This is a genomic window from Blautia sp. 2227st1_G12_2227SCRN_220401, from assembly GCF_039062885.1.
Taxonomy (GTDB): Bacteria; Bacillota; Clostridia; order Lachnospirales; family Lachnospiraceae; genus Blautia_A; species Blautia_A fusiformis.
Genome location: NZ_JBCLNI010000005.1, coordinates 109,283 through 123,137 on the forward strand (window position 1 = coordinate 109,283; position 13,855 = coordinate 123,137).

At 44.2% G+C, this 13,855-nt stretch carries 11 protein-coding genes; 2 read left to right on the forward strand and 9 right to left on the reverse strand.

What is annotated here, in order from left to right; translation table 11 throughout:
- The 6 genes from mmsA to ABCM67_RS04020 all read right to left on the reverse strand — a co-directional run bounded on the left by mmsA (nucleotide 1) and on the right by ABCM67_RS04020 (nucleotide 8,137).
- On the reverse strand, nucleotides 1-1,539 hold the full coding sequence (gene mmsA / locus ABCM67_RS03995) for a multiple monosaccharide ABC transporter ATP-binding protein (protein WP_044960730.1): 1,539 nt from the start codon (nucleotides 1,537-1,539) through the stop codon (nucleotides 1-3).
- 85 nt (nucleotides 1,540-1,624) lie between these two features.
- On the reverse strand, nucleotides 1,625-2,653 hold the full coding sequence (gene chvE / locus ABCM67_RS04000) for a multiple monosaccharide ABC transporter substrate-binding protein (RefSeq protein WP_227588556.1): 1,029 nt from the start codon (nucleotides 2,651-2,653) through the stop codon (nucleotides 1,625-1,627).
- A gap of 308 nt (nucleotides 2,654-2,961) precedes the next feature.
- The gene (locus ABCM67_RS04005) at nucleotides 2,962-4,005 is read right to left on the reverse strand and encodes a substrate-binding domain-containing protein (protein WP_242826998.1); all 1,044 of its coding nucleotides are present in this window, start codon (nucleotides 4,003-4,005) and stop codon (nucleotides 2,962-2,964) included.
- A 41-nt stretch (nucleotides 4,006-4,046) separates the two neighbouring features.
- The gene (locus ABCM67_RS04010) at nucleotides 4,047-5,645 is read right to left on the reverse strand and encodes a response regulator (protein WP_015526037.1); all 1,599 of its coding nucleotides are present in this window, start codon (nucleotides 5,643-5,645) and stop codon (nucleotides 4,047-4,049) included.
- Nucleotides 5,623-7,131, reverse strand: coding sequence for a histidine kinase (locus ABCM67_RS04015; protein WP_021650429.1), 1,509 nt, complete (start codon nucleotides 7,129-7,131; stop codon nucleotides 5,623-5,625). Before ABCM67_RS04015 ends, ABCM67_RS04010 begins: the two co-directional genes overlap by 23 nt.
- On the reverse strand, nucleotides 7,109-8,137 hold the full coding sequence (locus tag ABCM67_RS04020) for a substrate-binding domain-containing protein (RefSeq protein WP_342992515.1): 1,029 nt from the start codon (nucleotides 8,135-8,137) through the stop codon (nucleotides 7,109-7,111). Before ABCM67_RS04020 ends, ABCM67_RS04015 begins: the two co-directional genes overlap by 23 nt.
- Nucleotides 8,138-8,279: 142 nt before the next feature.
- On the opposite strand from ABCM67_RS04020, the gene ABCM67_RS04025 reads away from it, so the two are divergent.
- A complete protein-coding gene (locus ABCM67_RS04025) occupies nucleotides 8,280-8,864 on the forward strand; it encodes a TetR-like C-terminal domain-containing protein (RefSeq protein ID WP_015526040.1) in 585 nt (194 codons plus the stop codon).
- Between the two features lie 157 nt (nucleotides 8,865-9,021).
- Nucleotides 9,022-10,986 (forward strand): oleate hydratase, encoded by a 1,965-nt coding sequence (locus ABCM67_RS04030; RefSeq protein ID WP_118608110.1) that lies wholly within the window; start codon nucleotides 9,022-9,024, stop codon nucleotides 10,984-10,986.
- 145 nt (nucleotides 10,987-11,131) lie between these two features.
- Here the strand turns inward: ABCM67_RS04030 and larE are convergent, their stop codons facing one another.
- The 3 genes from larE to ABCM67_RS04045 all read right to left on the reverse strand — a co-directional run bounded on the left by larE (nucleotide 11,132) and on the right by ABCM67_RS04045 (nucleotide 13,770).
- Nucleotides 11,132-11,959, reverse strand: coding sequence for an ATP-dependent sacrificial sulfur transferase LarE (larE, locus tag ABCM67_RS04035; protein ID WP_342992516.1), 828 nt, complete (start codon nucleotides 11,957-11,959; stop codon nucleotides 11,132-11,134).
- 257 nt (nucleotides 11,960-12,216) lie between these two features.
- On the reverse strand, nucleotides 12,217-13,017 hold the full coding sequence (locus ABCM67_RS04040; RefSeq protein WP_022426660.1) for an MBL fold metallo-hydrolase: 801 nt from the start codon (nucleotides 13,015-13,017) through the stop codon (nucleotides 12,217-12,219).
- 390 nt (nucleotides 13,018-13,407) lie between these two features.
- Nucleotides 13,408-13,770, reverse strand: a complete 363-nt coding sequence (locus ABCM67_RS04045; RefSeq protein WP_342992517.1) for an inorganic diphosphatase — start codon at nucleotides 13,768-13,770, stop codon at nucleotides 13,408-13,410.
- Between the last annotated feature and the right edge of the window lie 85 nt (nucleotides 13,771-13,855).

Here is a 13,855-nt window from a genome sequence, read left to right on the forward strand (position 1 = left end):
TTACTCTCCTTTACCTGACTTCACGATCCTGGACATGATCAGCTCAGATGTAGCTTCCTCACCACTTACCTCTCCTACGAATCTGCCCTCGTTCATGATATAGATTCTGTCTGACATTCCAAGCACTTCCGGAAGCTCAGAAGAGATCATGATCACAGATTTTCCTGCTGCGACCAGGTCATTGATGATACAGTAGATTTCATATTTGGCTCCTACGTCAATACCTCTTGTAGGTTCATCCAAGATCAGAATATCCGGCTCTGCAAACATCCATTTTGCAAGAAGGACCTTCTGCTGATTACCACCGCTCAGGTTTCCGACATTCTGCTCAACTGTCGGACACTTGGTTTTCAGTTTCTTCCTGTATTCCTCAGCAACTGCGTATTCTTTATCCGTATCGATCACTTTTCCATTACTGATACCAGACATGTTTGCAAGCGTAGTGTTCATCTTTATGGACTTGGAAAGGATCAGCCCGTTTCCTTTTCGATCCTCTGTAACATAAGCAAGCTTGTTGTCGATGGCTTCCTGAACTGTATTCAGCTTCACTTCTTTTCCGTTCATGAACACCTGTCCAGAAATTTTAGTTCCATAGCTCTTGCCAAAAATACTCATAGCCAGTTCTGTACGTCCTGCTCCCATCAGTCCTGAAATACCGACAACCTCTCCTTTATGTACTTTAAAGGATACGTTATTTACCACCTTACGTTCTGTATACAGCGGATGATAAACATTCCAGTTTTTAATCTCCATGGAAACATCGCCGATCTTTACATTTGGACGTTTCGGGAACCGATCTGTCATCTCACGTCCAACCATTCCCTGAATGATCCTCTGCTCAGAAAAATCGTCTTTCTTTTTATCCAGTGTTTCAATGGTAGATCCATCTCGGATAACTGTGATCTTATCTGCTACATAGGAGATTTCATTTAATTTATGGGAAATGATGATAGAGGTCATTCCCTGCTTCTTGAATTTCAGAAGAAGATCCAGAAGAGCTTTGGAGTCATCTTCATTCAGTGATGCGGTAGGCTCATCCAGAATGAGCAGCTTTGCATTCTTTGCAAGTGCCTTTGCGATCTCAACCAACTGCTGCTTACCTACACCAATATCCTTGATCAAAGTTCTGGAGGATTCCTCCAGTCCTACTATTTTCAAATATTTATCTGCTTCTCCATAAGTTTCATTCCAGTTGATGGAAAAGCTTTTGCCTCTTTCATTACCCAGATACATGTTCTCCCCGATGGTCATGTACGGGATCAGAGCAAGTTCCTGGTGGATGATTACAATTCCTTTATGTTCACTGTCTTTGATAGTGTTAAACTTACAGATCTCACCATCATAAATAATATTTCCTTCATACGAACCGTACGGATAAATACCACTTAATACATTCATCAATGTAGATTTACCGGCACCGTTTTCACCTACCAGTGCGTGGATCTCGCCTTCCTCGACCTGGAGATTAACATTATCCAGTGCCTTTACACCTGGGAAAGTTTTGGTGATATTTTTCATTTCCAGAAGTATCTTAGCCAACTCAATTTCCCTCCCTTTCCACTGTTCATGCAGGCGGTTATATTCCCCGCCTGCATGTGATAAATTTCTTTCTTAAAAATTCTGATTATTTGATCTGATCCTCTGTGTAGTATCCGGAGTCGATCAGGATCTCTTTGTAGTTATCTGTTGTAACAACAACCGGATCGCAAAGATATGTCGGGATGACACCGGTTCCGTTATCATAGGATTTTGTATCGTTCACTTCCGGCTCCTCACCTTTCATGATGGAGTCAACCATTTTTACTACTGCAGATGCAAGAGCTCTTGTATCTTTGAATACAGACATTGCCTGTTTTCCGGCTACAAGGTTCTTAACGTTTGGTGTGTCACAGTCCTGACCAGTAATGATCGGATATTCTCCTGTGTAGGAAGCTGCCAGTGCATTCTCAACACCAAGGGCTGTGGAATCGTTGGAGCAGAGAACTGCGTCAAGGTTTGTTCCGTCAGAGTAGTTACCTGCGATGATAGTATCCATTCTATCCTGTGCTTTTGCACTGTCCCAGTTAGCTGTAGCAACCTGCTCGAACTCTGTCTGACCGGATTTTACTACCAGCTTACCGTCATCGATGTATTTCTGGAGAACATCCATTGCACCACCGAAGAAGAAGTTACAGTTGTTATCGCCAGGATCTCCTGTGAACAGCTCAATATTGAATGGTCCGTCCTGATTGTCAAGATCCAGTGCATCTACCAGGTACTCGCCCTGTTTCTGACCTACTTTGTAGTTATCAAATGTTGCATAATAGGTTACTGCATCGGAATTCATAAGAAGACGGTCATAAGAGATAACCGGAATTCCTTTTTCTTTGGCCTGTTTCAGAGGCTCGCCAAGGCTGCTTCCATCGATGGATGCCACAACCAGAAGGTCACATCCGTTTGCTACCTGGTTCTCAAGCTGGGAAACCTGTGTGCTTACATCATTGGATGCATACTGAAGGTCTACCTCATATCCTGCTGCCTCCAGCTCTTTCTTCATGTTATCGCCATCCTGGTTCCATCTCTGGAGATCCTTGGTCGGCATGGTAACACCGATCAGTTTCTTGTCTGCTGCCTGTGCTGTTGCTGCCGGAACTACCACCATACCAGCTACCATTGTTGCGCAAAGAAGTGCAGATACCATTTTTCTTTTCATTGTAAAATCCTCCGTTTCATTATTTGTTTTTGGAATCACGTTTCCTTTGATGATGTTACTATAACACAGGACTGTCTGGACATAGTTGGCAAGGACAGAGACATTTTTTTGCAAAAGAAAAATGCCCTGCATCAGGCAAGACATTTTTGCACCAAAAATCTGCTATTGATTTTTGTCATAATTGTGTATTATTGCGCATATGGATACACTGCCACATTACTTGCAGAATTTCACTGCCACATATATGCCGGTATGCAATCTGTTCTGCATTACTCTGTATCGTAATCTATATTGAGATATACTTCATCTCGTCTGTGGAAACCGCCGTCAATGATCACCTCATCAATATTATCCCTTGTAACGGCAACCGGTTCCAGCACCTTCGCCGGGATATCATAGCTTCCATCGCTCATGGTATCTGTCACATCTGACGGAATCTTTCCCTCTTCTGCCATCTTCACCGCATATTCAGCTGCCTGGCGTGCCAGATCTTCGATAGATTTAAATGCTGTCATGTACTGGGTTCCTTCCACAATACGCTGACATGCAGCCAGATCACCATCCTGGCCTACCACGATCACCTGTCCGGCAAGCTGGTTTTCCGCAAGAATCTGTATCACCTGGCTGGCAATATCATCATTTCCGCACATGATTCCCTTTACATCAGGATACTCTTCCAGTGCTTCCTCCACATAATCTGCTGCCAGCTCTGCGATCCAGCCCTCACAGTTGGCTTCGTAAACTACCTTCAGATCACTGTTTTTCAGAGTGTCTTCAAATCCCTCTTTTACCATGTCCACATTGTTATCTGAAGCAGAGCCCTGGATCATAAAAATCTTTCCGCCATCAGGGATCGCTTCCATCATGGACTGTGCCATGATCTCTCCGACTTTCCGGTTATCAAAGGAAATATACATGTCTGTATCCGCATCATTTACCATGCGGTCATAGGAGATCACCCTGATTCCTGCATTGTGGGCACGCTCCACAGCCTCAGATAATGCTTTGCAGTCTCTGGCAATGATCACGATCACGTCCATATGCTTCTTGATAAAATAGTCAATCTGGCTGATCTGCTCTTTTGTATCTGCTCCCGCATCCTGAACATTCACTTCCGCTCCCAGCTCCCTTGCTGTTGCCACGAATACATCCCTGTCACGAATCCACCTCTCAATAACAAAAGAATCCACTGTAAGACCGATCTGAATTTTCTTTTCACCACTGTCTTCCTCTGTATCGTTTTCCTGTGCAGCTGTCTGCTTTGTTTTTTCGGAAGCGCAGCCATTCAGCATCAATGTCAACAGACACAGCAAGATCAACAGCTTCCTAATCATTTTCCCCCCGCTCATATTGTCTACCTCAACTTCTCTCTGAATTCACTTGGTGTCACGCCTTCGTATTTCTTGAATATCCTGCTGAAATAATTGGGGTCGCTGTATCCGGATTCCGCACAGATCTCCTTGATGGAAAGCCCTGAATCCTTGAGAAGTTCTCTTGCATTCCGAAGCCGCACTTCTGTAAGATACTCGATAAAATTTCCTCCGGTCTCCTGCTTAAAAAGCTTGCTGAAATAATAAGGGCTGATATCCACCTCCCGTGACACCTCATCCAGTGAAATATCTTTTTTGTAATTGTCCCGAATATAGGACTTTGCTTTTTCGATAATAGAAACCGCTTCTTTTTCCCTTGCACTTTCCATGTTACTGCAGATTTCTGATGTTTTGCCCAGGAACCATTTTTTCATTCCTTCTATATCTGTATATTCCTGGATCTCATGAATATAATTTCTGCGGCAGCTGATCGCATATTTCACGGTACCTGCAAAAAAGGCCTTTTTTTCCACTCCCATCACAAGCTCCAGGATCTTGATGCGCATGTCCTCCAGATCTACTCCCGGCTGCTTCTCCATCCACCGGATAAATTCCTCGGCACAGCTTAAAGCTCCTGCCACATCCTTATCCATCACCCGCTTTTCATAGCGACGTTCCAAATCTCTTGGATATTCGCCGTCATATTTCTGTGCAGCCGGAACATCCTCAATATGTATAACATGGCTGGTGCTTTCCCGAAGTGCGATCATGGCCTCCTTGAAGGATTCTTTCATGGTGCTTCCCATCTCCTTCACCCGGCCGATACCACAGCGAAATTTACTGTCGATCCTGCTTTCCAGCTTATGTACCATGTTTCTGGTTCTTGTTACAACCTCCACACGTTCCTCATAGGACTCCCTGGAATTACGGTATGGAACAAGCAGTACAATACGGTTTCCCATAATGGGTCCTACCAGACATTCAAAAAATCCCTGAGCGATTTCCCGGAATGTGGAATAAAATTTGTTTGCCTTCACACTGGCCCCCACCGCATTGGTAAGAACGCCATTTTCCGTGGAATCCCCGAATTCAGCCACGATCATATATCCATATTCTTCCCGGATATCCAGAAGCTCCCTGTAATTATCCTGATATGTCTGAAAATCATCCTGCAGAAGAATATTATTGATATATCCGCTCTCAATCATGGGCACAACTGTCTCCAGCTTTTCACGGATACGGAGATCATCGCTTCGCTTCTGTCTTGTAGAATCTACCTTTTCCATAGCTTTGGAGCATATTTCCAGAATCACCTTTTTGTTTACCGGCTTGGTAAGAAATTCCATAACTCCAAGATTTACCGCTTCCTTGGCATAATTAAATTTATCATAGGCTGTAATGATCACAAAGACCACAGATCTGTTAAATTTCTGAATTTCCCGGATTGCCTGGATTCCACTTAAGCCCGGCATCTGAATGTCCATAAAGCAGATATCCGGCGGATATTTCTCCGCCTCCTCCACAACCACACGGCCTGTCTTGGCTGTATGGATCTCACATTCATTTCCATAGTTGGAACTTATAATATTTTTCAGGGATTCCAGCATGATCCCCTCATCATCAGCAATCAGGATTCTGTACATTTTTTTCGCTCCTCTCCAGAGGAATATTGATCACTACCTCTGTTCCCATTCCTTCACCTTCACTGTATATTTCCATTAATCCGTCCCGCTCATAATACAGTTCCAGACGGCTGATCACATTATTCATTCCGATTCCCGTGGAATCACCCTCGCCTGAACTGCTGTGGACTTTTTTTGACAGTACTCTTTGTATCTGTTCTCCGGTCATGCCCAGTCCGTTATCCCGAACACTGATCTCAATATGGTCGTTCCATCTCTCCACACTGAGATCAATATGTCCTTCCCAATCTATATTCCGGATTCCATGATTGACTGCGTTTTCCACAACCGGCTGCAGGATCATACTGGGAACACGTACATTTTCCACATCACATTCCACTTTTTTTGAAAAATGGATGTCCCCGGCAAACCGTACATTCAGAATATAAATGTAATTGTCCACAGCCTCCAGTTCTTCCTCCAGTGTGGCATCTTCCTCACCCTTCTTTACATTGTAGCGAAAAAAATCTGCCATCTTTTCCACAAAGATACTGGTTTTTTCTGCATCCTCCATCATTGCAAGCTGTACTCCTGCATTCAGGGAATTAAAAAGGAAATGCGGGTTGATCTGAGACTGGAGATACTTAAGCTGTGCCTCCTTGAGATGTGTTTCCATCAAAAGCTCCCTCTCTATCATCTGCTGTTCTTTTTCCATGCTGGCCTTTGTCCTGGCAATGTAAAGACCAAGATTATCCACCATGGTATTAAAGGCTCTTGTTACCGTTCCAAGCTCATCCCTGGAATCTGCTGGGGGCATCTTTACATTAAAATTCCCCTGACCTACCAGCTGTGCAGTTTCTGCCATATTAGTCAGCGGCAGGAACATCTCCCTTGTTGCCATGATCAGAAGGAACATTCCACAGATCACCACCAGAAGCATGATCATCATATTACTGATCTCCAGATATCTCATAACCGCCCGGAGAGCTGCATAAGTCTGGGAATTTTCTTTAAAAAGCTGCTTGTTCAGCTCATCCATAGAACTCTGGATATAACTGTAAAGCTCCAGACTTTCATCATATTCCTGCTTATATTTCTCCACATTCCTGCCTCTCTTGGCAGCTACAGTTCCTGCGGTACAGGAAAGATATGATTCCGACATCTTACGTATCTTCTTCTCCAGAAGTTTTACGGAATCATCAATATTCCGTTCATTTAACTTCTCCAGCTCCTGCCTGTATTTCGCCTCATTCTGATAATAATCCATCAGTGCCTGAGAGTTTTTTACCTTCAGATACTGGTACATACTGTCCTGCACATCGTCAAAAACCTGCCCAAGCTCTGTGATCTGGGCATTGCTGGCATACACATCATCCATCTCCTGCATGGAGTTGTTGATCCGCGCATAAAACAGCATGTTGATGCTGAACAGTAAAACTGCCAGCACGCCAACCTCGATCATGATCTTGCTTACAAGAGAAAAGTCACTCCAACGGATCTTTTTCATCTGTGACTGCCTCCCTCCTCATCTTCTTCACTGCTGTTCTGTCAAGAAAATTAATGTCTACGTTGTAGAAAGAATTGGTTCTTCCATCTTCTATATAGCTGGTAACTGCCTCCACACTGTACTGTCCCAGCTGGGTCGTGTCCACATCACAGGTAACTGAAATAACACCTTTTTCAACTGCCGCCAGAATATCCTCAGATGTATAATAACCAATGATCTTCACTTTTCCTGCAAGGTTGAAATCCAGAATTGCCTGTCTTGCACACTCCGTTGTCTCCTCATCCATACACACAAGGATATCCGGAACATTCCGCTTCTGCTGAAAAATATCAGTAACTGCCTCCTCTGTTTCAAAGGTTCCTGTTGACAGAAGATTCCTTCCCTTGATCTCAATATCCTCAGAACCAGCTGCCATCTTCACCGCATTGCTGATCTGAGTGTATATCTGACTTTCGTTCATATCATCAATGTCCCGTTTCTGCAGGATCAGGATCTTCTTCGTGTTCTCATCCACGTATTTGGCAACAATTTCCCCGTAAGCCATGCCAAGCTGATAATCGCTGACTCCCACAAAGCTCTGGCGGCGGCTGTGCACCGCATCACTCATGACTGTAACCACCGGTATTCCGTTTCTTACTGCAGTATTGATTGCTTCTTCCAGACCGGCTTCTCCATTATACTGCAGGATAATACCATCCGCCTTGGCCGCAATGCTCATATTCATATAATCAAGTTTATTATAGGATGTTTCTCTATCCGACCCCATGATTTCAAGCAGTACATTATTCTGAGCTGCTTTTTTCTTCGCACTGTCATATACTGCCTGCCAAAACTGGGAATCAGGGCTGTCCACGATCATGTCGTACTGGTATTTATATATTTTCTCTTCCTGTTCATCCAACCCTGCTTTTTCACTGATTCCTCTGTAATAGGATTCTCCTGTCATATAAGTAAGTACTATCACGGCAGCAAAAACCAGCAGGATGCAAGCTGATTTCTTTTTCATAATACACTCCATTCTGTTTCACAAAACATTCCGGGTTTCAGTTTATCATAATTTCACAGAAAAGTCACTGTTTGGCATGGATTTTCTGTGCACTTTCATGTTATATTAGTAACCACAACATTACCAAAGGAGGCCGCAAAACATGACAAATGCAACCAAGCTTGCCCTGGAAGAATCCCTGAAGCATCTACTTCTTAAGAAACCTTTAGATAAGATCACCATCAATGACCTGACTACGGACTGCGGGATCAGCCGCATGACTTTTTACTATCATTTCAAGGATATCTATGATCTTGTGGAGTGGTGCTGTCTGGAAGATGCCAGAATTGCCCTTCAGGGCAAAAAAACCTCTTCCACATGGCATGAAGGGCTTCTGCAGATCTTTGATGCCGTGATGGAAAACAAGCCGTTTATCTTAAATGTATACCGCTGCGTGGGGCGGGAACAGATCGAAAATTATCTGTTCCAGCTTACCTGCGATCTTCTTATGGGCGTGGTAACAGAAAAATCAAAAGATATCCCCATCACGGATGAACAGAAAATTTTTATCGCAGATCTGTATAAATACAGCTTTGTAGGGATCATGCTGGACTGGATCAAAAACGGCATGCGCGAAGATTATCGCGAAATCGCAGATGATACCGCAACCGCACTGTATGGAAGCATCGACAACGCCATCCGCAATTTTGCCGCCAGAAATAAAACAGCAGAAATGCATACAGAATAAAAACTTATCAAAACAGATATAATGATAAAAAACTGAACACTTTCGGTATTTTGTAAATAGAATCTTTTTTCCGGATGGGCTATCATAGCCTCAACAGCAACAAAGAACAGTTAATCCGATACAAACAGGTATCTCATTTACGAAAGGTGGATGTCATATGTCAGATAAAAAAGGATTCATGGGACTTGCAGCACTTGCGGCAGCCGGAGCCGGCGCAGCCATGCTGATGAAAAAAACAAGAGAGATCAACGAAGAGGAAAACCTCCATGTGAAAGAAACTACTGCAAACTACCGCAACACCGAGCGTGGAAAGCATGACAAAAACAGCAAAGGGATTTATTATTCCAACGGTAACTACGAAGCCTTTGCCCGTCCGGAAAAACCGGAAGGTGTGGACGACAAGCATGCCTACATTGTAGGAAGCGGTCTTGCTTCCCTGGCTGCTGCATGCTTCCTGGTAAGAGACGCACAGATGCCAGGTGATCATATCCACATCCTGGAAGCCATGGATATTGCCGGCGGTGCCTGCGATGGAATCTTTGATCCGTCCAGAGGCTATATCATGCGTGGCGGTCGTGAGATGGAAAACCATTTCGAGTGCCTGTGGGATCTTTTCCGCAGTATTCCTTCTCTTGAAAAACCGGGTGCTTCTGTTCTGGACGAATTCTACTGGCTGAACAAGCACGACCCGAACTATTCTCTCTGCCGTGCAACCGTCAACCGTGGACAGGATGCACATACCGACGGAAAATTTAACCTGAGCCAGAAGGGCTGCATGGAGATCATGAAGCTGTTTATGACAAAGGATGAGGATCTTTACGATAAAACCATCGAAGATGTATTTGATGATGAAGTGTTTGATTCCACCTTCTGGCTGTACTGGAGGACCATGTTCGCATTTGAAAACTGGCACAGTGCTCTGGAGATGAAGCTTTACTTCCAGCGTTTTATCCACCACATTGCAGGTCTTCCGGATTTCAGCGCCCTGAAATTCACCAAGTACAACCAGTACGAATCCCTGATCCTTCCCATGAAAAAATATCTGGAGGATGCAGGTGTTGACTTCCAGTTTAATACTGAGGTCACAAACGTGATCTTTAATTTTAAAGATGGCAAAAAGATCGCCACTGCTATCGAATGCAAGGTAAAAGATGTGGAGCAGGGCATCCTTCTTACAGAAAATGATTATGTTTTCGTCACTAACGGAAGCTGTACAGAGGGCACGATCTACGGCGACCAGAACCATGCACCAAACGGTGATGCAGAGGTCCGTACCAGTGGTGTATGGTCTCTGTGGAAAAATATCGCAGCTCAGGATCCTTCCTTCGGACATCCGGAAAAGTTCTGCTCAGACATTTCCAGAACAAACTGGGAATCCGCTACTGTCACCACTTTGGATGACCGTATCATCCCTTATATCACCAACATCTGCCAGCGTGACCCACGTACCGGCAAGGTTGTTACCGGTGGTATCGTAAGCTGCCAGGATTCCAAATGGCTCTTAAGCTGGACCATCAACCGTCAGGGACAGTTCAGGGAACAGGATCCGAAGAAGGTCTGTGTATGGGTTTACGGATTGTTCACAGATGTTCCCGGTGATTATATCAAGAAGCCGATGAAGGATTGTACCGGTAAGGAAATTACCGCCGAGTGGCTGTACCACCTGGGTGTTCCGGTAGATCAGATCGACGATATGGCAGAAAACAGCGCTGTCTGCGTTCCGACCATGATGCCGTACATCACCGCCTTCTTCATGCCGCGTACCAAAGGTGACCGCCCGGATGTTATCCCGGATGGCTGTGTAAACTTTGCATTCCTGGGCCAGTTCGCGGAAACTCCTCGTGATACCGTATTCACAACAGAATATTCCGTACGTACTGCAATGGAGGCTGTATACGGACTTTTCGGTGTAGACCGTGGGGTTCCGGAAGTATGGGGAAGCGTTTACGATATCCGTGAGCTTCTGGACAGCAGTGTGAAGCTGATGGACGGAAAATCCCCGCTGGAGATCCAGCTGCCAGGGCCGCTGAATGCACTGAAGAAACCACTTCTTAATGTTGTGAAGGGTACTGTGGTTGAGAAGGTACTGCGGGATCATGATGTGCTGAAGGATTATATGTAAGATATACAGCCTGCCAGACAGATATTCTCAATCCGAAAATTGAGATTTGAACACAGTAACGGAGCCTCCGGTTCTATTCGTGCAGCAATCCCCCAGAAATACTTCTCGCGCGGTATTTCCGGGGGATTATTTTATTTTCTGATACTTATTTTCCCAGTGTTTCATTCATACTTCCGGAACGGAAGCCCTGAAGATCCAGAGTCACGTAAGAAAATCCCAATGTGCGGAATTTCTCTGTGATCTTTGTTCTTATTTCATTATCTGCAATTTTCAGGATTTCTTCTTCCGGAACCTCGATCCTTGCCATGGTACCGTGGATGCGAACACGGAACTGATGGAATCCCAGATCCATCAGAAACTGTTCGGCCTGATCTACCATGTGAAGCTTCTCCTCGGTAATGGTCTCACCGTATACAAATCTGGAAGCAAGACAGGCAAAAGATGGCTTGTTCCAGGTTGGAAGATTCATGTCTTTTGACAGCTCCCGGATCTCTTCTTTATAGAGGCCTGCTTCCTGGAGCGGACTGCGGACCCCAAGCTCCTGGATAGCCCTTTTTCCCGGACGGTAGTCGCCCAGATCATCCATGTTGGAACCTTCCACGATCATGTTCATATGGCACGCCTTTGCAGCTTCCCAAAGTCTGGTAAAGATGGCTTTTTTACAGATATAGCAGCGGTCCGGCGGATTCTGACGGAACCCCGGGATGTCGAATTCGTTGATCTTGCATATCTCCTGGCAAATGTGATTTTCCTGGCAGAAATCTTGCGTTTCTTTCAGTTCTCTGTCGGTGAAGGAGCATGGACATGCGGTAATGGCCATAGCTTTGTTGCCAAGTGTTTCCTGTGCAGCTTTCAGCAAAAATGTGGAGTCCACTCCACCGGAAAAAGCTACGGCTACACTTCCCAGAGAACGGAGGATTTCCTGGAGTTTTCTGTATTTTTTTTCAAGTGTGATGTTATCTATTGCTGGCATATGTTCTGTCACCTCGTAATTTGTAAAATCTTATTTTTGCCGGATCCGAATCTGTAATTTTCAGATCTGTTCTTATTGACATGCTCTTGCAATGCTATGTGTGTATTCTTTATTGTAAACGATACCTTTTTGCCATACAAGTATTTTTCTACCTGACAGATGTACTATGAAATTTATTAGTATCCTCTCTGTTTCCAAATATAATAAGACCGGAAATACAGCATATGCCATACTTCCAGTCTTTCTTTTTACAATTATTACATTTCGATCACATCAAGATCATCCGGAACAAACAAATTTCCGTGATAATACTCTCTGCCTTCTGCTCCGTAAAGCTCTTTACGTTTCTTAATATTCTTATCCTCTGTGTGATACAGGACAAGATTCTTAACTCCAAGGTTCTCAGCCAGCTCACTGGCATCCTTAACTGTGGAGTGATGCTTCTCATATGGATTGAAGATATCACGCTGTCCATACAAGCAGAATGCTTCGTGGAACATCCAGTCGCTGCCTTTTGCGTATTTCTCTTCACATTCATTGTATGGCTCGTCTCCGCAGCAGGTAAGTACCTTACCACCGTCATAGATCATCTGGAATCCGAACTGTTTCGCCTTGGTGGAACCGATATCAAAGAAGGTCACTTTCTTATTAAGAATTGTTTTTTCCTCGCCGTCTTTTACCTCAATGAGGTGGAGTCTGTCACCGATGTACTGTGTCTCCTTCTTATTCAGAAGCTTAAATGCCATGTCTTTGAGAAGTCCGATCACTTCATCATGAGCATAGATGTTTGCCTCGCCCTGATAAGTGCCTTTTTTCATGTTCTGGCAAATGATGCGGATCACCCACACGATCCCCATGATATGGTCTACGTGCTTATGTGTAACAAAGATCTCATGAACATCCATCAGATCAACGCCTGCTTTTTTCAGCTGGGAAAGCACGGTATTTCCGCCGCCTCCGTCAACCAGAAAATGGCCGTACTCATCGCTGAGCACAAAACATGTATTGTAGCACTCTGTTACCAGTGCGTTACCTGTTCCAAGCATGGTTAATTTCATTCTGTTCTCCTCCTGTATAGCCCTGGTCATCAAACATTCAGCCACCCACCATTCTGCTCTCTGACACTCTGACCGGCTGTCTCTGGTCATATTACAGACACATATACAACCGTTTAATTTTTTTCTTATTTTTTCTGTGTTTTTCGTGTCCAATGATAACATTATGAAGAACTATTTTCAATAAGATCCATTCATTTTCATAGCAGAAAAATCAATCCACAAATCTTCATATATTCCTGCTTTCACAGAATCCAGTCCGGTGCTCCCTTGCATCCTCTGTCATCCAGTTTATCTGCATCGCAGATAACAGAAATATATAATATATGGATCCTGTACAAAAACAGGAGCAGTCACATGGCGTACCATGTCTGCTCCTGTTTTATATTTTTGTTATTCCAGCATCTCTATCTCTGTCTCAAAATACTGTTCCTGAAACCGGACCTGTTCTTTGATCTCCTGAGCTGTCATGGTCATATCTTCCGGAACTGCCACCCATTTGTCTTCCACATCATTAAGGCGGTGGATGATGGCTATCACTTTTCCTGTAAATTCTTTTACCGGATGATCGATCCCCAGAACGTAAACATCCTGTTCCTCGCCGTCCGGAGCGATGATCCCTTCGATGTAGCCGTAATTTACCGGGTAAAAAAGATCTTTGTGTTCCGGATGGTAACTGTTCATTGGACGGTCGATCATGATATGCACAAGCTGGCCCGGAGTCGGTTTCTTATTCTCATAAACCATCTGCTTCATTTATATTCCTCTTTAAGCACATACAAGAAATTAACGGATTTTTCTATTATGCCAGTAAATCGAAGATTTTTATTTCAATCCATTC